A 20,686-nucleotide genomic window follows, 5' to 3' on the forward strand; every position below is an offset into this window, starting at 1 on the left:
CACGGCGCCAAGCTAGCACATCGCGGGCGTGGACCGATTCCCGAGGTGGTCCGCCCTGCACCGATCCAGAGAACTCCCGCTACGCTGGCGACGGGACATGTGACTGTCATCTCTACGGAACACAAGACGGAGGCTTCTCATGCGTGTCGGTGTGCTGACCGGCGGTGGCGACTGCCCGGGGCTCAACGCGGTGATCCGCGCTGTGGTGCGCAAGGGCATCGAGGTGCACGGCTGGGACATCGTCGGGTTCCGCAACGGCTGGAACGGTCCCCTCACCGGGGACAGCCGCCCGCTCGGCCTGAACGACGTCGAGGACATCCTGACCCGCGGCGGCACGATCCTGCGTTCGTCGCGGACCAACCCGTACAAGGTCGAGGGCGGGGTCGACAAGATCAAGGCCGTGCTCGCCGAGCAGCAGGTCGACGCGCTGATCGCGATCGGCGGCGAAGACACCCTCGGCGTCGCGAAGCGGCTCACGGACGACGGTATCGGCGTCGTCGGGGTGCCCAAGACGATCGACAACGACCTCGGCGCCACCGACTACACGTTCGGCTTCGACACGGCCGTCTCGATCGCCACCGAGGCCATCGACCGGCTGCACACCACGGCCGAGTCGCACCACCGCGCCCTGGTCGTCGAGGTCATGGGCAGGCACGCGGGCTGGATCGCGCTGCACTCCGGTCTCGCCGGGGGCGCGAGCGTGATCCTGGTGCCGGAGCGGCACTTCAACGTTGACCAGGTCGTCTCGTGGGTCGAGCGCCGCTTCGAGAAGGAGTACGCGCCGATCATCGTGGTCGCCGAGGGCGCGCTGCCCGAGGGCGGCGAGGAGAAGCTGCTGACCGGTGAGAAGGACGCCTTCGGGCACGTCCGGCTCGGCGGCATCGGCACCTGGCTGGCCGACGAGATCGCCGCCCGCACCGGCAAGGAGTCCCGTGCGGTCGTGCTCGGGCACGTCCAGCGCGGCGGCACCCCGACGGCGTACGACCGCGTGCTCGCCACCCGCTTCGGGCTCAACGCCGTCGACGCCGTCGCCGACGGTGATTTCGGTGTGATGACGGCGCTGCGCGGCACCGACATCGTCCGCGTGAAGCTCTCCGAGGCGACCGCCGAGCTGAAGACCGTCCCGGTCGAGCGGTACGAAGAGGCCGAGGTCTTCTTCGGCTGAGCCGTGTTTCAGGAGAAGGCCCCTTACTTTGTGCTGAGCTCGGGTAAGGGGCCTTCGCTTTCCTTGCGGCGCCTCCATCACGGCGAGTTGAATCGGCCGCCTGGGGGATCTGGGTGGAAGGGCGGCGGTTCTCATGGCGGGTGCGGGATCCAGCAGGCGCGAGTTCCTGAGATGGCTGGCCGCCGGCGGGACCGGGGTGGCGCTCGCCGGGCTGCTGCGCGGTACGGCCGCCGCGGACACGGGCGAGATCGTCGTCATCGACCGGGTCACGCTGATCGACGGCACGGGTTCGGCGCCGCGGCGTGACGTCTCGGTCGTGCTCGTCGGCGACCGGATCGCCTGGGTCGGCGCCTCCGGTCAGGTTCCGGAAACCGGTGGCGCCCGGGTGCTCGACGGCCGCGGCAAGTACCTCATCCCGGGTCTGTGGGACATGCACACGCACGGCGCGGACCTCGAAGAGATCGTCCCGCCGCTGCACCTCGTCCACGGTGTCACGGGCGCCCGTGAGATGTGGGGGTACGCGGAGAACCGCGCGACCAGGGACAAGATCGAACGCGGTGAGCTGCTGGGCCCGCGGTTCGTAGTGGCGAGCGGGATCGTCGACGGGCCGGTCACGCTCCTGGGCCCGCCGGTGCTTCAGGTGACGACGGCGGCCGAGGCGCGGGCCGCCGTCCGCGCGGAGAAGGCCGCGGGCGCCGAGTTCGTGAAGACCTACTCCTACCTCGGGCCCGACGCCGTGCGAGCGATCGCGGACGAGGCCCGCCACCAGGGCCTGAGGTTCTCCGGGCATTGGCCGTACAAGCTGTCGCACCTCGAGGCGAGCGACCTCGGCCAGCACAGCTTCGAGCATTTCTTCGGGGTGTCCGTCCACTGTTCGTCCCGGCGCGACGAGATCCTCGCCAGGCTGAAGGCGACGCCGTACGACCCCGCGGCTCCGCGCGCCTTCTTCAACCTGGCGCGGCAACTGGAGTTCGATTCGGTCACCACGTACGACCCCGGCGTGGCGCGGGCCTACTTCGGCGGGCTGCGGTGCAACGGCACCTGGCACTCGCCGACGCTGACGATCAACCGGGTGGTCACGCAGCCCGCCGAAACCCACCAGCACGACCCCCGGCTGAAATACGTCCCCGCGGACCTGCGCGAGAGCTGGGTCAAGGGCATCGAACTGTTCGCGCCGAAGACGCCGTCGGAGATCGCCCTCCAGGAGCGGTACTACCAGGAGACGCTGCGGCTGGTCGGCGTCGCGCACGAAGCGGGCGTCGGGCTCATCGGCGGCACCGACTGCCTCAACCCGTACACCTTCCCCGGCAGCGGACTGCACGAGGAGCTCGCCTTCCTGGTCGAGGCCGGGCTCTCGCCGGTGCGGGCCTTGAAGACCGTCACCGGTGACGCCGCGAAGTTCCTCGGCAGGGAGAGGACTTCGGGCACCGTCGCGGCGGGGAAGGAGGCGGATCTCGTGCTGCTGGACGCGAACCCGGCCGCCGACATCCGCAACGTCGCGAAGATCGACACCGTGATCACCCGCGGCCGCGTGCTCGACCACGCGGAGCGAGGACGGATGCTCGCCGCCGTCGAGGCCGCCGCGAACCGGCCCGCGACGAGTCCCCGGATCAGGTCCCTCGCCCGGCGGGGCTGTTGCTGCTGAGGTGTCAGCCGATCTTCTCGGCCAGCTCGATGATGATCCCGTCGGGGCCGCGAAGGTAGCAGAGCCGGAAGGTGTCCTCGTAGTTCACGACTTCGCCCACGAGCGTGCCTCCATGGGGCCGCACCCGGTCGAGCACGCCTTCGATGTCGTCGACCTGGAAGGCGAGGTGGCGCAGGCCGAGCGTGTTGGCCGGAGCGTGCGAGTCGCCGGGGTGGGGCTCGGGCGTGAGGTACTGGATGAGTTCGAGCCGCCCGTCGCCGCCGGGGACGCGCACCATCGCGATCTCCGACTTGGCTCGCCTGACCGCGGTGACGCGGTCCGCCAGGTCGCTCTCCATCGTCATCTTGCCTTCCAGTTCGAGGCCGAACTCGACGAAGAACGCGACGGCGGCCGTGAGGTCGCTGACGATGACGCCGACGTGGTCCAGCTGCCGGATTTCCATGGTGCTCTCCTCGCTGTGGGGTGTGCCGCCCCGGGGACGACGCCGTCCGGCGGTTCTCGACATCGGAGGGGTCAGATGAGCGCGAGGGTGTCCAAAAGCGACACGGCGCGCGCGATGTCCTCGGTGAGCGGCCGGTCCTCGACGCTCGGGTCGAGCACGGAGGCGGCGGTCTCGTAGGCGTCCCGCGCGGGCAGGGAGACGAGTTCGGCCTTCCGCATCCGCAGCGCCCGGACGGCCGCGACCAGTTCGCAGGCCAGCACCTGCTGGTAGGCCGCACCGGCCGCGGTCGCCGCCCGCGCGGCCTGGGTGGAGAAGCTCGCGTGGTCTTCGAGCCCGCGCGAGACGACGGCGGTGCCCAGCGTCGCCGGGAGCGCGGCCTGCCGCAGTTCGGTGAGCGCGTCGTGGGCGACGTACTCCAGGATCATCACGCCCGAACTGCCCGACGGCCCGGCCGCGAGGAATGGCCGCAGCCCGGTGAACTCCGGTTCCACCAGGTCGCCGAGGCGGGCCACCGACAGCTCCGCGACCTGGTGGACGGTCGCGCGCACCTGGTCGAGCGCGGTCGAGACGTACGCGGTGTGGAAATGCGCGTGGTGGTAGGCGTCCTGGTGCGCCGTCGAGATCATCGGGTTCTCGGTGCTGGCGTTGATCTCCACCGCGAGCACGTCCCGCAGATAGTGGATCGCGTCCAGCGCGGGCCCCTGAACCTGCGGGAAAGCGCGGAGCCCGAACGGGTCCTGGATGCGCCTGCCGGGTTTGGGCGTGCCCTCCATCCCGAGCAGCCGCCGCATCTCCGCCGCGCACGCGACCTGCCCGGCGTGCGGACGCGCCTCGTGCACGGGAGTCGCGTACGCCTCCGGGTTCCCGTCGAGCGCGATGTAGGTCAGTGCCGCGACAACGTGGCTCGCCCGCGTCAGCGTGTCGAGCCGCATCGCCGCGAGGGTCGCTTCGGCCAGGGTGGCGGCGTTGCTGCTCATGAACGCGAGCGCGTCACCGGCCCGCACCGGCACCGGCGGCACACCGCCGGTCAGCCACGGCCGCTCGCCGGTGAGTGCCAGCGCGGTCTCCGCGAGCGGGGCGAGGTCGCCGGTGCCGATCGCGCCGAGCCGGTGCACCAGCGGCAGCGACCCGGTCCGCACCGCGGCGGCCAGCGCCCCGATCAGCTCCGGGCTGAGCCCGGAACGTCCGGCCAGCAGCTGGTTGAGCCGGATCAGCATCATCGCCCTGGTCTGGGCGGGGGACATGACGTCGCCGCTGCCGCCGGCGTGACTGCGCAGCAGCCGCAGCCCGTGATCCGGCGACTCGCCCTCGCCGACCGGGTCCTCCTTGTTGGCGCCGACGCCGGTGGTGCGGCCGTAGACGATCCGCCGCGTGCTCAGCTCCTCGGCGAGCTTCCACGCGCTTTCGGCGCCACGCAGCGCGGCGATGGAAACGTCGATGCCCAGCGGCCCCTCGGTGCCCGCGGCGGTCACGACGTCCGCGCAGCGCAGGGTCCGGCCGTCCACCCGGATCACGGCGGCCTCCTTTCCGGTGACCGCACTCAGTCCGACGGCGGCTGCCAGGGCGGGCGGTTGCCCCAGTCCCACTTCGGCATCGGCTCGGGAACGGTGACCTCGCGGCCGGGCTGCGAGAACATCACCGCGAGCCTGCTGCCCCATTCGACGTAGGCGGCGAACGCGGAGCGGAACTCGGGGTCGGCGGGCAGCCCGGCCTCGTCGGCGGCGTCGAAGAGCAGGTTCACCCAGCGGCGGCGTTGCTCTTCGGTGATGGCCCGGCCGAGATGCCGTCCGACCATGTGCCGGTGGCCGCCGTGGTCGTGGCTGTAGGTCTCCGGGCCGCCGAACACCTCGGCGAGCCAGACCGCCACGTGCTCGGGATGGCCGGGGTCCATCTGGCGGAAGACGGGCTCCAGCAACGGGTCCTTCAGCACGTGGCCGTAGAAGACGGCCGTCAGCCGTCGCAGGGCGTCCAGCCCGCCCGCCCATTCGTACAACGTCGGCGTCTCGGTCACGTAGGGTCCTCCCAGCGGCGATGATCTCCCGGTCGGGCAAGGCAACCATCCAGGACCGCTCCGGACAACCCGGAGGTGGACGAGCCGTTACCTATTCACTGACTGTCTTCGTCGAGGTGCCGCTCGAGCGCGTCGATCCGTCCTTCCCAGAACCGGCGGTACGGCGCGAGCCAGGCGTCGACCTCCGCGAGCGGCTCCGGGCGGAGCCGGTAGCAACGGCGCTGGGCGGCGACGCGGACGGTGACCAGACCCGCCTCGCGTAGGACACGCAGGTGCTTCGATACGGCCGGTTGGCTCAATTCGAGGACCTCGACCAGCTCGTTGACCGACCGTTCGCCGTCGCGCAAGAGGTCCAGGATGGTCCTCCGCCGAGGCTCGGCGAGGATCTCGAAAGTCTGCATCATCCGGGAAATGTGCCCCGTGCGGCATATTTCCGTCAAGGAATGTTCGAAAATGTCCATCCGAAAGTCGCGGTCTGAACCATTGACGGAGTGGTCTAGTCCATTTAACTTGTGCGTGTCCCGCCGCAGTCCTCTCGTCACCGCAGGTGACCGTGAAGGGAGAACGCATGTCCCGTTTCAGCAGGCTCACCGCGATCGTGGGTGCCGCGGCCGTCGCCTTCGGCGCGCTGGCCGTCGCCGCCCCGGCGCGGCAGGCGACCGCCGCTCCCGAGGCACCGGACGCCTCGGTCGGCAAGGTGCTCGGGTACTTCGCCGAATGGGGCGTCTACCAGCGGAACTACCATGTGAAGAACATCGACACCTCCGGTTCGGCGAGCAAGCTGACGCATATCAACTACTCGTTCGGCAACGTGACGAACGGTGGCTGCGCGATCGGCGACGCGGAAGCGGCGACCAGCAAGTTCTACGACGCCGCCGGCAGTGTCGACGGGGTCGCCGACAGCTGGGACAACGGCGCGCTGCGCGGGAACTTCAACCAGCTGAAGAAGCTCAAGGCCAAGCACCCGAACCTCAAGGTGCTGTGGTCCTTCGGTGGCTGGACCTGGTCCGGTGGCTTCGGCGAGGCGGCGAAGAACCCCGCCAAGTTCGCGGAATCCTGCTACAACCTCGTCAACGACCCGCGCTGGGCCGGCGTCTTCGACGGCATCGACATCGACTGGGAGTACCCGAACGCCTGCGGTCTCTCCTGCGACACCAGCGGCGCGGCGGCCATCAAGAACCTCGCGCAGGCCCTGCGGGAGAAGTTCGGCTCGAAGCTCGTCACCGCCGCGATCACCGCGGACGGCACCGACGGCGGCAAGATCGACGCCGCGGACTACGGCGGCGCTTCGCAGTACTTCGACTGGTACAACGTCATGACCTACGACTACTTCGGCGCCTGGGCCGCGCAGGGCCCGACCGCGCCGCATTCGCCACTGAACGACTACGCGGGCATCCCGACCGCCGGCTTCCACTCCGACGCGGCGATCCAGAAGCTGAAGAGCAAGGGTGTTCCGGCGGGCAAACTGCTGCTGGGTATCGGTTTCTACGGCCGCGGCTGGACCGGTGTCACCCAGGACGCCCCCGGCGGCACCGCGACCGGCGCGGCGCAGGGCACCTACGAGGCGGGCATCGAGGACTACAAGATCCTGAAGAACACGTGCCCGGCCACCGGCACCGTCGCGGGTACGGCGTACGCGAAGTGCGGAAACAACTGGTGGAGCTACGACACCCCGGCGACCATCGGCGGCAAGGTCGCCTACGCCAAGAACCAGGGTCTCGGTGGTGCCTTCTTCTGGGAACTGTCCGGTGACACGACCGACGGCGAGCTGATCACCGCGCTGGCCAAGTAACGCCGAAGTACATGAAGGCCCCCTTCCTTGCGCCTAGTGTCCTGCGCCGGAAGTTCGCGCCGTTAATCCGTATCGATAGCCAGCCGTTTCGCGCCTGGACCGGGGGGCATGAGGTGTGTCGCGAAAGCCACTTTCGCGACGCCTGGGGTCGCGAAAGTGGCTTTCGCGGCACGGTCGCCCCACGGCCCGCGAGCGAATCCCCGCGACCCGACACCTTGAATCAGCGAAATGCTCACGGCCTCAGGCGACAGCATCTTCACCGCGCGAAGCAAGAACAAGATCCTTCGGCACCACGCCGAATTACTACACGAACTTCCGACTCGGGACACTAGGTACAGGAAGGGGGCCTTCATGTACTTGTCGGTGCTGGGGATTAACGTCACCGCATGGGTTTCGAGGGTTTCGGCGAGTACGCCATCGACTTCTACGACGGTCTCGAGGCGGACAACTCCAAGTCCTATTGGGACGCGAACCTCGCCACCTACAAGGCCGACGTCCGCGCGCCGATGGAAGCGCTGCTCGCCGAGCTGGTGCCGGAGTTCGGTGACGGCTTCGGCGAGGGAAAGGTGTTCCGCCCGTATCGCGACGTCCGGTTCGCCAAGGACAAGACGCCGTACAAGACCCATTGCGGCGCGGTGATCGAGCAGGGCCGCGGCGGCGGCGCGTACTACGTCGAGGTCGGTCCGGCCGGACTGCGTGTGGGCGGCGGCTGCTTCCACTTCGAGTCCGATCAGCTCGCCCGCTTCCGCAAGGCCGTCGACACCGAACTGCGCGGCGCCGAACTGGCCAAGATCCTCGCGAAGCTGGAGAAGGCGGGCTGGGAGGTCAAGGGGGACAGGCTCAAGTCGAAGCCGCGCGGGTTCGCCGAGGACCACCCCCGCATCGACCTGCTGAGGTACCGCTCGGTGTACGCCGTCCGCGGCTGGGAACCGGACGACGTCCTGCACGAACGGGGCACGCTCGACCGGGTGCGAAAGGCATGGCGGCAGGTCCGCGCGTTCAACGAGTGGGCCCGTGACCGGGTCGGGCCGAGCGAGAAGCCGCGACGATAACCGTCGAACCCTGATCGACGGTTGTCCATCCCAGGTGAACTGACACTTTTCTTGAACTTTCGGTATCGGTACAGACGTATCCGCGATGAGGGACTACGCTGTACGAACGTGAGCCGACGCGCGAAGATCGTTTGTACCCTGGGCCCCGCGACCGCTACGCCGGAGAAGATGCGGCAACTCGTCGACGCCGGGATGGACGTCGCGAGGATGAACTTCAGCCACGGGACGCACAGCGACCACAAGCAGGTCTACGACCTCATCCGCACCGCCGCCGCCGAATCCGGCCGCGCCGTGGGCATCCTCGCCGACCTTCAGGGGCCGAAGATCCGTCTCGGCACCTTCGCGGGCGGTCCGGTCGAGTGGCACAACGGCGACATCGTGCGCATCACCGTCGAGGACGTCGCGGGTACGCACGACCGTGTCTCGACCACCTACAAAGGACTCGCCGACGACGCGAAGCCCGGCGACCGTCTCCTCGTGGACGACGGCAAGGTCGGCCTCGTCGTCAAGCAGGTCGAAGGCCCGGACGTCGTCTGCGAGGTCACCGAAGGCGGCCCCGTCAGCAACAACAAGGGCGTTTCCCTGCCGGGGATGGACGTCTCCGTGCCGGCGCTGTCCGAAAAGGACATCGAAGACCTCGAGTTCGCGCTCGAACTCGGCGTGGACTTCATCGCGCTCTCGTTCGTCCGCTCGCCCGCCGACATCGACCTTGTCCACCAGGTGATGGACCGCGTCGGCAAGGGACGCCTCCCGGTGGTCGCGAAGATCGAGAAGCCCGAAGCGGTCTACAACCTCGAAGCCATCGTGCTGGCCTTCGACGCGGTGATGATCGCGCGTGGTGACCTCGGCGTGGAACTTCCGCTGGAGCAGGTCCCGCTGGTGCAGAAGCGCACCATCCAGATCGCCCGCGAGAACGCGAAGCCGGTCATCGTCGCGACGCAGATGCTCGAGTCGATGATCAACAGCTCCCGGCCGACCCGTGCCGAGGCCTCGGACGTCGCCAACGCGGTGCTCGACGGCGCGGACGCCCTCATGCTCTCGGGTGAGACCAGCGTCGGCCGCTACGCGATCGAGGTCGTCCAGACCATGGGCCGGATCATCGAGGCCGTCGAGACCGACTCGCCGGTCGTGCCGCCGCTCTCGCACGTCCCGCGCACCAAGCGCGGCGTCATCTCCTACGCGGCCCGTGACATCGGTGAGCGGCTGAACGCCAAGGCGCTGGTCGCCTTCACCCAGTCCGGTGACACCGTCCGCCGGCTCGCGCGGCTGCACACGCGGCTGCCGCTGCTGGCGTTCACGCCGGAGGAAAGCGTCCGCAGCCAGCTCGCGATGACCTGGGGCACCACGACCCGGATCGTGCCGAAGGTCGGCTCCACCGACCAGATGATCCAGCAGGTCGACCACGCGATGCTCGAAATGGGCAAGTACGCCAAGGGCGACCTGGTGGTCATCGTGGCCGGTTCCCCGCCCGGGACCGTCGGCTCGACCAACCTCATCCGGGTGCACCGCCTCGGCGAGGACGACCACGCCTGACCTTCCGCGGTCTCGCGAGGCTGCGACTGTGCCGTGAGGGCCTCCTTCCCTACCTTCAAAGTAGGGAAGGAGGCCCTCACTACGTCGTGGCTGGGGTGGTCGTGAGTGGCGATTCGGGTTAGGGCCAAGGGTGTCTTAGGTACCTATGTGGGTTCCGGCTGCGGTTGCTCTCAGGCTCGAGTCCGTGAAGGCCTCCTTGAGGGACTCTGGGTCCCTCAAGGAGGCCTTCACGGACTCGATGATCGCCGCGTTCGCCCCACGTGCACCAGCGGTCACAGCGGCTGCGCGTGAAGGACTTCCAGTCAGACGCCTGCGTGAGTGGTCACGGTCCGTGGGGACATAAGAGCTCGACGCCGGACCGCCGGAAGCACTGAACGAGCCGCCCACTCATCCTCGCGTCTCGTGAGTGGTGAGGACTGGCAGAACCCGAATCGCCACTCACGACCACCTGTCCCGAAGGTGGCCTTCGCGACAAACGTCCCGCCTCACCCGGGACCGGGGCACCCTTACGGCCTAAAGTTCAGGACATGACTGAGATGGCCAGGGAAGCCGCGGCCGGTTTCGACAACGCCGGCGGAGTGGGCGGACAGCCCGTGCTCGACCGGCTGGTCGCGTTGCTGGACTTGGAGAAGATCGAGGAGAACATCTTCCGCGGGGTCTCGCCCGCCCACTCGCCGGTGCGGGTGTTCGGCGGGCAGGTCGCCGGGCAGGCGCTGGTCGCCGCGGGGCGCACGGTCCCCGAGGAGCGGAAGGTCCACTCGCTGCACGCGTACTTCATCCGTGGCGGCGACCCGAGTGTCCCGATCGTCTACGAGGTCGACCGGATCCGCGATGGCCGTTCGTTCACCACCCGCCGCGTCGTGGGCATCCAGCACGGCAAGGCGATCTTCTCCCTGTCCGCCTCGTTCCAGAAGGACGAGGGCGGCATCGAGCACTCCGAAGGCATGCCGGACGTCCCGGACCCCGAATCGCTCCCGACGTTGCAGGAGCGCGCCGAGGGATACTTCATGGGCCATCTCGACCGGCCGCGCCCGATCGACCTGCGGTACGTCAACGACCCGCCGTGGGTGACCAGGGAATCGGGCGAGCGTCCGGCCAGGAACCAGGTCTGGATGCGGGCCGACGGCAAGCTCCCGGATCAGCAGTTGCTGCACGTCTGCGTCCTGACCTACGCCTCCGACATGACGCTCCTGGATTCGGTCCTCGCGCGCCACGGCGTCTACTGGGACCTCGACAAGGTGATCGGCGCGAGCCTCGACCACGCGCTCTGGTTCCACCGCCCGTTCCGGGCCGACGAGTGGTTCCTCTACGACAGCGCGTCGCCGACGGCGTCGGGTGCCCGCGGTCTGGCGACCGGCCGGTTCTTCGCCGCGGACGGAACGCATATCGCCACCGTCGTGCAGGAAGGTCTTCTCCGGGTGGTGTGAACGGTGACGTTCCGCATCGGAGAGGCGTCTTGTCCACCCTTTAGAGGGAATGGCGAAACGCATTAACATCTGGAGCCAGAGCATTACGGAATGGTGGACATAAAGGGAGGGCCGGAACCGATCGGGGGACGGCTCCGGCCCTGCTCCGGGGGTGAATCCGGCCTTGACGGGTATCCTCGCGGAAACCCATCGGTGCAGCTCGCGGCCCCGCGCCCGTGCCGCGAACGGGTCCGCTGCCGCCGGTGAAGGCGGGCGTTCCGCGTTGCACAATGCTCAACCTACAACGGCAATCTGCAAATTGCAGGATGAAAACCCGGGCGGGTCGGAAAATGGTGGTGTGACCATCTCACCGAATGTGTCTCGGGCTGGTTAGATGTGCTTCGTGCGGCGTTACTGAACACTGTTCTCCTCGCCGTGTCGCGATCGATGGTGCTCGGACAGCCTGTGGAGGTGCCGTGATGACGAGGGGTCAGGGGCCCACCGTGCGCCGCCGACGGCTGGCGAGCGAGCTGAGGCGATTGCGCGAGGCGGCGGATCTCACCATCGACGAGGTGAGCGAGAAGCTCGAATGCTCGGCGTCGAAGGTCAGCCGGATCGAGACCGGGCACGTCGGCGTCACCCCGCGCGACGCGCGCGACATGCTCGAGCTGTACGGCATCGCGGGCGACGAGCAGGAAGCGCTCGTCCAGCTGGCCAGGGAAGCCCGCAAACGCGGCTGGTGGCATGCGTATAACGAGGTGTTCACCGGCACCTTCGTCGGCCTGGAGGCGGACGCGAGTTCACTGCGGGCGTTCCAGGCGCTGCTGGTGCCGGGACTGTTGCAGACCGAGCGCTACGCCAAGGCCGTGATCAGGGCGATGCGGCCCGACGCCGAAGACGCCGAGATCAGGCGCAGGGTCGCGGCGAGGATGGCGCGGCAGGAGCTGCTGACCGATCCTTCGCCGCCCGAGTACTGGGCCGTCATGGACGAAGCGGTCCTGCATCGGACGGTCGACGGCCCCGAGGTGATGGCGGAACAGCTGTACCGGATGGTCACGATGGCGGCGCAGCCGAACGTCACCGTCCAGATCGTGCCGTTCGGCGCGGGCGCTCATCCCGGGATGGAGGGTCCGTTCCTCATCATGGGCTTCCCCGAACTGGCCGACACCGACGTGGTCTACGTCGACAGCACCTCCACTGGGCTTTATCTGGAGGAACCCCCGGACGTCCGGCGATACGCGTTGATGTTCGACCATCTGCGTGCCGCCGCGTTGAAGCCGGACGACTCGGTCGAGGTGATCGCCGAGGCCGCCGGAAGGTTCGCCGAACGGGCGGCCCTCTCGGAGAAGTCCCTGGAAACAAAGTAAGGAGTGGGGAGCATGACGCCCAACGATGATCTTTCCCAGGCCCGGTGGTTCAAGAGCAGCCACAGTGGCGGCGGCAACGACTGCGTCGAGGTCGCCTTCACCGGTTCCGGTGCCGCCCTGAGGGACTCCAAGGACCCCGAGGGAGGTGCCTTCCGCCTCTCGCCGCAGGCTTGGCGTGGGCTGCTCGGTGCCGTGCGCCGGAGTGGCCCGGGTCACGCCCAGAACCACTGAAACTCGACCCCTTACGCCGCCCGAGCAGGGGATGGGCCGGCGTAAGGGGTCGAATCACGTCCGGGTGTAGGTGATCACCCGATGCCGCAGGGCACCCCTCAGGACGAATCTCATCACTACCAACAAGGCAGTGAGTTCCTAAGGGGAAACAGTGATGAACACGAACGACGCTCTACTCACCGGAGTACTGGCCGAGGTCGAGTACCGGCGCGAAGAGCTCCAGCGAGCGGGCCGCAGCGTGTGGGTCGACCGGGCCCGCCGGGCAGGCAAGCGGATCCGCGCGCACCGCGCCGAAGTCCGGGTGCCCGCCCAGCAACGCCGCGAGGCGCGGCAGGCGCCCGCCCGCAGCGGCGAGATCACCCGGTAGAGGCCGAGTGCGATGAAGCTCTCGGCTGAAACACAGGCGAAGTTGTCGGCCCGGTAGGCAAGAATGCACCTCGTGCCCCGTCTTGGCTCCGGAATCCCGATCGTCGCCCGCACTCAGGAGATGCGGCAGCTCCGCGCCGCCTTCGCCCGTGCAGAACGGGCCGAGGCCGGCGCGGTGCTGCTCTCCGGTGACGCCGGCGTCGGCAAGACCCGACTGCTGACCGCGCTCGGCGAGTTCGCCGCGGGCGCGGGCGCCCTGGTGCTCACCGGGCGCTGTATCGACGTCCATGAGGGCGGTCTTCCTTATCTTCCGTTCGCCGAGGCGCTCGCGCCGCTGGCGATGACGTCCGATCCCGCGGTCACCGCCGCGGTCCGGGCCCGGCCGGCGCTGGGCAGGCTGCTCCCGCAGATGCAGCAGGCGGAGGACTACCCCGCCATCGAAGACGGCCAGCTCACCGCGAGCGAACGGGTGTCGACGCAACGGCTCCGGCCCGAACAGGACCTCGGCCAGCTCCAGCTGTTCGACGCGGTACTGGGGGTGCTGACCGTCATCGCGCAGCGCCGGCCCGTGGTGATCCTGCTGGAGGATCTGCACTGGGCCGACGGCTCCACCCGGAACCTGCTGTCCTTCCTGCTGACGAGGCTGCGCACCCAGCGGCTGCTGGTGGTGGCGAGCTACCGCGAGGAGGACGTCCACCGGCGGCATCCGCTCCGGGCCGTGCTTTCCGAGGTGGTGCGCCTCGGCGCGGTCGAACGCGTCGAGGTCAAACCGTTCGGCGCCGAGGACGCGCGCGCCTTCGTCGAGGCGCTGGCCGACGAGCCGATCGCCCAGGACATGATCGCCGACATCGTCGCCAGGTCCGAGGGCAATCCGTTTTTCGTCGAGGAGCTGCTCGCGTCGGCGAAGGACTGTCGTGAACTCCCCGCCGGGCTCGCCGAAGTACTGCTCGCCCGGGTGGAACAGCTTTCCCAGATCACCCGCCGCGTGCTGCGCGTGGTCTCGGTCGCCAAGGACTCGGTCGCGCACGCCGCGCTCGCCGAGATCTCCGGTCTGGACGAACTCGAACTCGACGAGGCACTGCGCGAAGCGGTGCAGCATCACGTGTTGGTGATCGAGAACGGTTTCTACACCTTCCGGCACGCGCTGTTGCAGGAAGCGGTCTACGGTGATCTGCTGCCGGGGGAGCGGGTGCGCATGCACGCGGCGTACGCGTCGCGCATCCGCGGCCGGACGCAGGGGCGCGGCCAGGACGCCCGGCTCGCGCACCACAGCCTGGAGAGCAAGGACTTCGTCACCGCGCTGGCCGCGTTGCTGCGCGCGATGGACGAGGCGGAGAAGCTGGGCGCGCCCGGTTCCGCGCTGCGCCACGTCGAACAGGCACTGTCCATTTGGGACGCGGTGCCCGCGGCCGACCGGCCGTCGGAAGTCGATGAGCTCCGGTTGCTGCACGAGGCTTCGTACTTCGCGAGCACGTCGGGGGAGCCGGAGCGGGCGGTCGCCTATTCGCGATCCGCCACCGAAGCCCTCGGCCCGGACACCGGCAACGAGCGTGCCGCCAAGGTCTGGCGACGGCACGCGGAGGCACTGCTTTCGGTCGACGGCACGCTCGACGAGGTCGTCGAGGCGATCGACAAGGCATGGGAGCTGGTCGAACACACCGAGGCGAGTTCCGCGCGGGCGTGGGTGCTCGCCACCCGGGCGGGGATCCTGCGGCTGATCGACAGGCACGACGAGGCACTGCAATGCGCGCTGGCCGCGGTCGCCGACGCCAGGGCCGTCGGCGCGGGCGGGGCGGAGGCGGCCGCGCTGGTCTCGCTGGGGACGCTGGCCGATTCGGCGGGTGACGTCGAGGAAGCACGGGAGCGGTTGCGCCAGGCCGAGCGGAAGGCCAGGGATTCCGGCGCGCTCAACGGCGAACTGCGGGCACTGCACTTCCTCGGGCTGAGCTACGACGACCGGGCCGAGATCCACTCTGCGCTGAAGTACTACGCCAAGGGCATCAAACGGGCCAAGGAGACCGGGCTGACCTGGAGTTCCTTCGGGATCGAGCTGCGGACGAAGCACCTCACGCTGCGGTACGTCAGCGGGGACTGGCCGGAGGACGACGACGCCGGCCGCGCGGGCCGCGGCGTTTCGAGTGTCGTCGCCGGGCGGTTCCTGAGCATCTGGGCGCAGTTCGTCGTCGGCAGGGGCCGGTTCGCGGACGCGGACAAGATCCTGCCCAGCCTGCGCCAGCACTGGAGCACGGACATCTCGATCGCGCTCGCGGCGGGTGACGCCGCCATCCAGCTCGCGTCCTGGCGCGGGGACCACGCGGGCGCGGTGCGGCAGGCGCAGGAACTGATCAGCTGGCTCGAAGAGGTCGAGCCCGCGATCCTCGGCGGGATCCGGATCAGCGTGCACGGCGTCGCGGCCGCCGTCGCGCAGGCCGCCGAAGCCCGGGTGCGCGGCGATCTCGCGACGGTCGAGGCGGCGGTGAAAGCGGGTGAGGAGATGCTCGCCCACGGCCGCCACTGCGCCGAACACGGCATCCCGCGTTCGGTGTCGCTCGGCCCGGAGGCGCTGGCGTGGCTCGCGCGGTTGGACGCGCTCGGCAGCTGCCTGCGCGGCGCGGGAGACCCGGAGCTGTGGGCGAAGGCGATCGAGGCGTTCGGGTACGGCGCGGTGTACGAGCAGGCGATATGCCGTCTGCAGCACGCGAAGTCCTTGCTGGCGTCCGACGGCGACACCGCGCTCGCGACGTCAGAGCTGCTGGCCGTGCACGCGGTGGCCGACCGGCTGGGCGCCTGCCCGCTGCGCGAAGCCGTCCGGGAGCTCAGCCACCGGGCGCGTGTCGAGCTTCCCGGCGAGGTCGCGGCCCCGCGACGTGACGTCGTCGACCCGCTCACCGACCGCGAACGGGACGTACTGGAACGCGTCGCGCTCGGCCGGACCAACCGGCAGGTCGGCGAAGAGCTGTACATCAGCGAGAAGACGGTGAGCGTCCACCTCTCGCGTGTGATGGCGAAACTCGGCGCGAGCCGCCGGGCCGAGGCGGTCGCGATCGCCTACGACCGGGGCCTGCTAGCCGCTCCGACCTCTCCCTAGCCGCAATTAGTCCTCTGGATGCGGTCCTTGCACACGCAACTACCGCATTCAGAGGACTAATTGCGTGGGTCAGCGGCGCGGGAGGCGGCGGAGGGCCTTCAGGCTCGTGCTCAGGGCCCGCACCCAGAGCTTCGGCGGGATTCCGCGGCCGGGGCGCAGCGGCATTCCGCGCTGCACCGCGATCGCCTGGGCCTCGGTGTACTTGAGCAGCCCTTCGGCACCGTTGCGCCGCCCGACACCGGACTCCTTCATCCCGCCCATCGGCAGCCCCACGGTCCCGAAGGTCGCCGCGAAGCCTTCGTTGACGTTGACGGTCCCGGCCTTCAGCCGCGCCGCGACCTCCCAGCCCGCGCGGCCGTTACGCGACCACACGCTCGCGTTCAGCCCGAACTTCGTGTCGTTGGCGCGCTCGATCGCGTCGGTGACGTCGGTGTAGCCGTAGATCGACACGACCGGCCCGAACGTCTCTTCGGCGAACAGCTTGACGTCCTCGGTGACGTCGGTGAGCACGGTCGGCTCGTAGAACAGCGGGCCGAGGTCGGGCCGGGCCTTGCCACCGGTGAGTACCTTCGCGCCCTTGGACCGGGCGTCCTCGACGTGCGCCGACACCGTCTCCAGCTGGGCTTCGGAGGTCAATGAGCCCATCTGCGCCTGGTAGTCCAGTGCGCCTCCGAGCCGGAGCGCGGCCGTCTTGGCGACGAAGGCCCGCGTGAACTCGTCGCGGATCGACTCGTGGACGTAGATCCGCTCGACCGAAACACACAGCTGCCCCGCGGAGGAGAAGCACGCGGTCACCGCGCCGGTCGCGGTCTTGGAAATGTCCGCGTCGGGCAGCACGATCATCGGGTTCTTGCCGCCGAGTTCGAGCGAGTAGCTCGTCAGCCGCTCCGCCACCTTCGCGGCGAGGCCCTTACCCGTGGGCGTGGATCCGGTGAAGCACAGGTAGTCCGACTCTTCGACGAGCGCGTCGCCGATCCGCGAGCCGCGGCCGAGCACGATCTGCCAGACGCCGGCGGGCAGCCCGGCCTCCTCGGCGATCTCCTGCAGCCACAGCGCCGAGAGCGCGGTCTGGTTGTCCGGCTTCTGCACGACGGCGTTGCCCGCCGCGAGCGCGGGCAGGACGTCCATCGCGGTCAGCGCGAGGGGGTAGTTCCACGGCGAGATGATCCCGACGACACCCTTGGGGTGCCGGATCTCGCCGACCTTCGTCAGCACCGGGATCAGCCCGGCGGCGCGACGCGGCGAAAGGAACTTCGCGCTGTGCTTGCCGTAGTAGGCGGCCACGAGCGCGGTGGCGCTGACCTCGTCGAAGGCGTCCATCCGGGCTTTGCCCGCCTCGATCTGTACGAGGTCGAGCGCTTCTTCCTGCCGCTTCAGGACCAGGTCGTGCAGGCGGATCAGGATGCGCTGGCGGTCTTCGACCGGCCGTTCGGCCCACGCGCGCTGCGCTTCCCGCGCCTGGTCGAACACGGCGCGGACGTCGGCGTCGGTGGCCTGGGGGAGGGTCGCGATCGGCTGCCCGGTGAACGGCGCCCGCATCTGGACCGGCGCCGAATCCTCGCCGCCGACGACCCGCCGCACGAGCCGTTCCGCCCTGGCCATGGCCGGGGCACCGGGGACGCCGCCGATGGTGGACGGTCCTTCGGTGTGCTGGCCCGCACTCGCCGGTGTCGTGCTCGTCATGCCGTCTCCGTTCCATGCGGCGTGGAGCCGGAAGGCGCCACGCAGAGCCCAGGGTGTTACCGACGAGTACAGCATACTGCCGGTATGGAGACTGTCCACCGCTGATATGAATAAGTTTCACATATTGTCGGGTCGCGGCGGATTGTCCGGCGACGGGCGCAGGATGTCCTGCTGCTGCAACGCGGATCCCGCGGGGGGCGTCGGGGGTGACGGCGGCTCGTAGGCCTGCGGATACTGCCGCTGAGGGATGCCGGGAGGGTAAGGGGCGTAAGTGGCCGGGTACGGGGCCTGAGGGGGCGGCGCCGGTTCGCGCCGGTTGGCCACGACCGCCAGCCCGATCGTGAGCAACGCCACGAGTCCGCCCGCGAGCAGGATCCAGAATCCGCTCCCGGTCCCATAACGCGAGACGAACCGGCCGGTGTCCTGTCCGAAGCTCAGGCTCGCCGAGATGTCCATGCCGAACATCCAGACGCCGATCGCGGTCCCCGCCCCGCCGGCGACCAGCAGTGTCCTCGACGTCGTCGCGGCGGGCGAACCGGAACTCCGCCGGTAGGAGGCGAAACCGACCGCGGCCCCGGCGAACAGCGTCAATGCGGCGGCGGACAGCGGGATGCCGTAGCGGGCGACGTGCGTCTTGTCGTAGAACTCCTTCTCCTCCGCGGACGGCTCGATGTCGAAGCTCCGTGTCCAGCCGGTCTCAGCGAACTTCGACACCGTCTTGCCTTCGGAGACCTGTTCGTACGTCGACTGCGGGAGAAAAGTCGCGAGGAGTACCAGCAGACCGGCGAAAACCCCCATCATCGCGGCGAAGAGCCGGGGGAGCCGCACGTCGGACGGCGGTCGCGCGGGCTGCCCTGTGCCGAACGGGCCAGTCGGTTGGTACGGCTGCTGCTGCGGCGCGCTCATGGTCGGCTCCTCCGCCGGTCCTGTTGTCCAGCAAGGAATTCCACCATGAATCGGCCGACGAGATAAGTGTCACCTGTGCTCTGGTCAGCGGCTCCCGCGCGTGCTACGCGGAGGTGTCCTCGTACAACATCACCGCGACCCGTTTCCATTCGTCGAGCAACTGCCGCCGCCGCTTCGGATCGCCACCGAGTTCGGCGTCCAGCGCCAGCCCGCGGGTGAGGTTCACGGTCAGCCAGAACAGGATCTCCGCGCGCTCCTTCGGCAGGTCCCCGGCGACCGCGGTGATGTGCTCCAGTGTCGAGCGGCCCAGCGCCCTGTCGACCGGGCGGATCGCCTCGCGGAGTTCGGGGTCGGTGCGCGCCGCGACCCACAGTTCCGTGGCGGCCGTGGACAGCGTGCCCGAGTAGCCCTCCCACAGCAGGTCGATGGCCGCCGCGACGCCCGAGGCGCCACCCGGAAGCGCCGAGATCGACGTCGCGAGCCGTCCGCGCAACTTCTCCGTCAGATGTTCGACGGCGGCCGCCATGAGTTCGGCCTTCGCGGAGAAGTGATGCTGCACGGCGCCCTTCGAGACGCCCGCGCGGGCACAGATCTCCTGGACCGAGGTGCGCGCGTAACCGAGGTCGACCAGGCAGTCGATGGTCGCGTCGAGCAGGGCGGTGCGCGTCTGCTCACGCCGCTCGGCCTGGGTGCGGTGGGTCCTGCCGAGCACACTCACCGGATCCGGCCCCCTTTACGTGCAGCTCGGTACGGATGTACATTCCGCTTGGAACTTACATCCTAAGCGTCATGTTTTCCAGGTCCGATCAGGAGGCGTTGGCCGTGCCCTTGCAGATCCAGAAGAGTTCGTGGAGCACGACGGAGCTCGAAGACCTCCGGGACCTCGCCCGGACCTTCTGCCAGAAGGAACTCGTGCCGAACCAGGAGCGCTGGGCGGCCGAGAAGAAGGTCGACCGCGAGCTGTGGACGAAGGCGGGAGAGGTCGGCCTGCTGGCGCTGTCCATCCCGGAGGAGTACGGCGGTGGCGGCGGCACGTTCGCCCACGAGGCCGTGCTCTACGAAGAGCAGGCCCGATCCGGCGACAGCGCGTGGGGCGTCACCGTCCACAATGGAATCGTCGCGCACTACATCCTGGAGTACGCCGGCGAAGAGCAGAAGAAGGCGTGGCTGCCGAAGTTCGCCTCCGGCGAGATGGTCGGCGCGGTCGCGATGACCGAACCCGGCACGGGTTCGGATCTGCAGAACATCAAGACCCGCGCGGTACGCGACGGCGACCACTACGTGATCAACGGCGCGAAGACGTTCATCACCAACGGTTTCCACGCCGACCTCGTCGTCGTCGCGGTGAAGACCGACCCGGACGCGGGCGCGCAGGGTGTCTCGCTGATCGCCGTCGAGACCGACACCCCCGGCTTCAGCCGCGGCCGCGTCCTCGACAAGATCGGCCTCAAGGGCCAGGACACCGCGGAGCTGAACTTCGACGACGTCCGGGTGCCCGCCGCCAACCTTCTCGGCGGCCAGGAAGGCCTCGGCTTCATCCAGCTGATGCAGCAGCTGCCGCAGGAACGGCTGATCATCGCCGTCACCGCGGTGGCCGGGATGGAGGCCGCGATCGACCAGACCATCGCCTACACCAAGGACCGCCAGGCCTTCGGCCGCCCGGTCTACAACTTCCAGAACACGAAGTTCAAGCTCGCCGAGGCCGCGACCGAGGCCGCCGTGTCCCGCGCGTTCCTCGACCAGTGCATCGAACGGCACCTGCGCAAGGAACTCGACGTGCAGGGCGCGGCGATGGCGAAGCTGTGGACCACCGAACGGGTCAACAAGGTCGTCGACGACTGCCTGCAGCTCTTCGGCGGCTACGGCTACATGACCGAGTACCCGATCGCGCGTGCGTGGGCCGACATCCGGATCTCCCGTATCTTCGGCGGCACCAGCGAGATCATGAAGGAAATCATCTCCCGCACACTGTGAAACCCGTTGCCGTACCAGGAAAGGA

The 20,686-nt window shown here is 69.0% G+C and carries 18 protein-coding genes; 11 read left to right on the forward strand and 7 right to left on the reverse strand.

Annotated features, from left to right (window positions below; all coding sequences use genetic code 11):
• Nucleotides 1–139: 139 nt before the first annotated feature.
• A complete protein-coding gene (locus tag ACIHAO_RS12475; RefSeq protein WP_396557217.1) occupies nucleotides 140–1,165 on the forward strand; it encodes a 6-phosphofructokinase in 1,026 nt (341 codons plus the stop codon).
• 133 nt (nucleotides 1,166–1,298) lie between these two features.
• Nucleotides 1,299–2,810: an amidohydrolase family protein gene (locus ACIHAO_RS12480; protein ID WP_396557219.1), complete on the forward strand. Its 1,512-nt coding sequence runs from the start codon at nucleotides 1,299–1,301 to the stop codon at nucleotides 2,808–2,810.
• Nucleotides 2,811–2,814: 4 nt separating this feature from the next.
• Here the strand turns inward: ACIHAO_RS12480 and ACIHAO_RS12485 are convergent, their stop codons facing one another.
• The 4 genes from ACIHAO_RS12485 to ACIHAO_RS12500 all read right to left on the reverse strand — a co-directional run bounded on the left by ACIHAO_RS12485 (nucleotide 2,815) and on the right by ACIHAO_RS12500 (nucleotide 5,667).
• On the reverse strand, nucleotides 2,815–3,252 hold the full coding sequence (locus tag ACIHAO_RS12485) for a VOC family protein (RefSeq protein WP_396557221.1): 438 nt from the start codon (nucleotides 3,250–3,252) through the stop codon (nucleotides 2,815–2,817).
• 71 nt (nucleotides 3,253–3,323) lie between these two features.
• Nucleotides 3,324–4,766: an aromatic amino acid ammonia-lyase gene (locus tag ACIHAO_RS12490; RefSeq protein WP_396557223.1), complete on the reverse strand. Its 1,443-nt coding sequence runs from the start codon at nucleotides 4,764–4,766 to the stop codon at nucleotides 3,324–3,326.
• A 26-nt stretch (nucleotides 4,767–4,792) separates the two neighbouring features.
• Nucleotides 4,793–5,263 carry a group II truncated hemoglobin gene (locus ACIHAO_RS12495; protein ID WP_125793526.1) on the reverse strand — a complete coding sequence of 157 codons (471 nt, stop codon included), beginning with the start codon at nucleotides 5,261–5,263 and terminating at the stop codon, nucleotides 4,793–4,795.
• Nucleotides 5,264–5,358: 95 nt separating this feature from the next.
• Entirely contained in the window at nucleotides 5,359–5,667 is a 309-nt protein-coding gene (locus tag ACIHAO_RS12500) for a metalloregulator ArsR/SmtB family transcription factor (protein WP_037304077.1), read from the reverse strand.
• Nucleotides 5,668–5,831: 164 nt separating this feature from the next.
• Here ACIHAO_RS12500 and ACIHAO_RS12505 point away from each other — a divergent pair, with 164 nt between their 5' ends.
• The 8 genes from ACIHAO_RS12505 to ACIHAO_RS12540 all read left to right on the forward strand — a co-directional run bounded on the left by ACIHAO_RS12505 (nucleotide 5,832) and on the right by ACIHAO_RS12540 (nucleotide 16,098).
• Complete coding sequence (locus ACIHAO_RS12505; RefSeq protein ID WP_396557225.1) at nucleotides 5,832–7,055, forward strand: glycoside hydrolase family 18 protein; 1,224 nt, start codon at nucleotides 5,832–5,834, stop codon at nucleotides 7,053–7,055.
• 386 nt (nucleotides 7,056–7,441) lie between these two features.
• Nucleotides 7,442–8,107 carry a DUF2461 domain-containing protein gene (locus tag ACIHAO_RS12510; protein WP_125785448.1) on the forward strand — a complete coding sequence of 222 codons (666 nt, stop codon included), beginning with the start codon at nucleotides 7,442–7,444 and terminating at the stop codon, nucleotides 8,105–8,107.
• Between the two features lie 108 nt (nucleotides 8,108–8,215).
• A complete protein-coding gene (gene pyk, locus ACIHAO_RS12515; protein ID WP_034322494.1) occupies nucleotides 8,216–9,640 on the forward strand; it encodes a pyruvate kinase in 1,425 nt (474 codons plus the stop codon).
• A 527-nt stretch (nucleotides 9,641–10,167) separates the two neighbouring features.
• Complete coding sequence (locus ACIHAO_RS12520) at nucleotides 10,168–11,067, forward strand: acyl-CoA thioesterase (protein WP_396557228.1); 900 nt, start codon at nucleotides 10,168–10,170, stop codon at nucleotides 11,065–11,067.
• 458 nt (nucleotides 11,068–11,525) lie between these two features.
• Nucleotides 11,526–12,413: a helix-turn-helix transcriptional regulator gene (locus tag ACIHAO_RS12525; RefSeq protein ID WP_125793531.1), complete on the forward strand. Its 888-nt coding sequence runs from the start codon at nucleotides 11,526–11,528 to the stop codon at nucleotides 12,411–12,413.
• 12 nt (nucleotides 12,414–12,425) lie between these two features.
• Nucleotides 12,426–12,644: a DUF397 domain-containing protein gene (locus ACIHAO_RS12530; protein ID WP_396557230.1), complete on the forward strand. Its 219-nt coding sequence runs from the start codon at nucleotides 12,426–12,428 to the stop codon at nucleotides 12,642–12,644.
• A 154-nt stretch (nucleotides 12,645–12,798) separates the two neighbouring features.
• The gene (locus tag ACIHAO_RS12535) at nucleotides 12,799–13,011 is read left to right on the forward strand and encodes a hypothetical protein (RefSeq protein ID WP_125785453.1); all 213 of its coding nucleotides are present in this window, start codon (nucleotides 12,799–12,801) and stop codon (nucleotides 13,009–13,011) included.
• A 63-nt stretch (nucleotides 13,012–13,074) separates the two neighbouring features.
• Nucleotides 13,075–16,098 (forward strand): helix-turn-helix transcriptional regulator, encoded by a 3,024-nt coding sequence (locus tag ACIHAO_RS12540; protein ID WP_396557232.1) that lies wholly within the window; start codon nucleotides 13,075–13,077, stop codon nucleotides 16,096–16,098.
• 69 nt (nucleotides 16,099–16,167) lie between these two features.
• Here ACIHAO_RS12540 and ACIHAO_RS12545 read toward each other — a convergent pair whose 3' ends face one another.
• The 3 genes from ACIHAO_RS12545 to ACIHAO_RS12555 form a co-directional block, all read right to left on the reverse strand.
• Nucleotides 16,168–17,781 carry a succinic semialdehyde dehydrogenase gene (locus ACIHAO_RS12545; RefSeq protein ID WP_396557234.1) on the reverse strand — a complete coding sequence of 538 codons (1,614 nt, stop codon included), beginning with the start codon at nucleotides 17,779–17,781 and terminating at the stop codon, nucleotides 16,168–16,170.
• 117 nt (nucleotides 17,782–17,898) lie between these two features.
• Entirely contained in the window at nucleotides 17,899–18,687 is a 789-nt protein-coding gene (locus ACIHAO_RS12550; protein ID WP_396557236.1) for a hypothetical protein, read from the reverse strand.
• A 103-nt stretch (nucleotides 18,688–18,790) separates the two neighbouring features.
• Nucleotides 18,791–19,405 carry a TetR/AcrR family transcriptional regulator gene (locus ACIHAO_RS12555; protein ID WP_396557238.1) on the reverse strand — a complete coding sequence of 205 codons (615 nt, stop codon included), beginning with the start codon at nucleotides 19,403–19,405 and terminating at the stop codon, nucleotides 18,791–18,793.
• Between the two features lie 104 nt (nucleotides 19,406–19,509).
• Between ACIHAO_RS12555 and ACIHAO_RS12560 the strand changes: the two genes are divergently transcribed.
• On the forward strand, nucleotides 19,510–20,661 hold the full coding sequence (locus ACIHAO_RS12560) for an acyl-CoA dehydrogenase family protein (protein ID WP_125785522.1): 1,152 nt from the start codon (nucleotides 19,510–19,512) through the stop codon (nucleotides 20,659–20,661).
• Nucleotides 20,662–20,686 lie beyond the last annotated feature (25 nt).

It is taken from the genome of Amycolatopsis sp. NPDC052450, from assembly GCF_044547565.1.
GTDB lineage: Bacteria > Actinomycetota > Actinomycetes > Mycobacteriales > Pseudonocardiaceae > Amycolatopsis.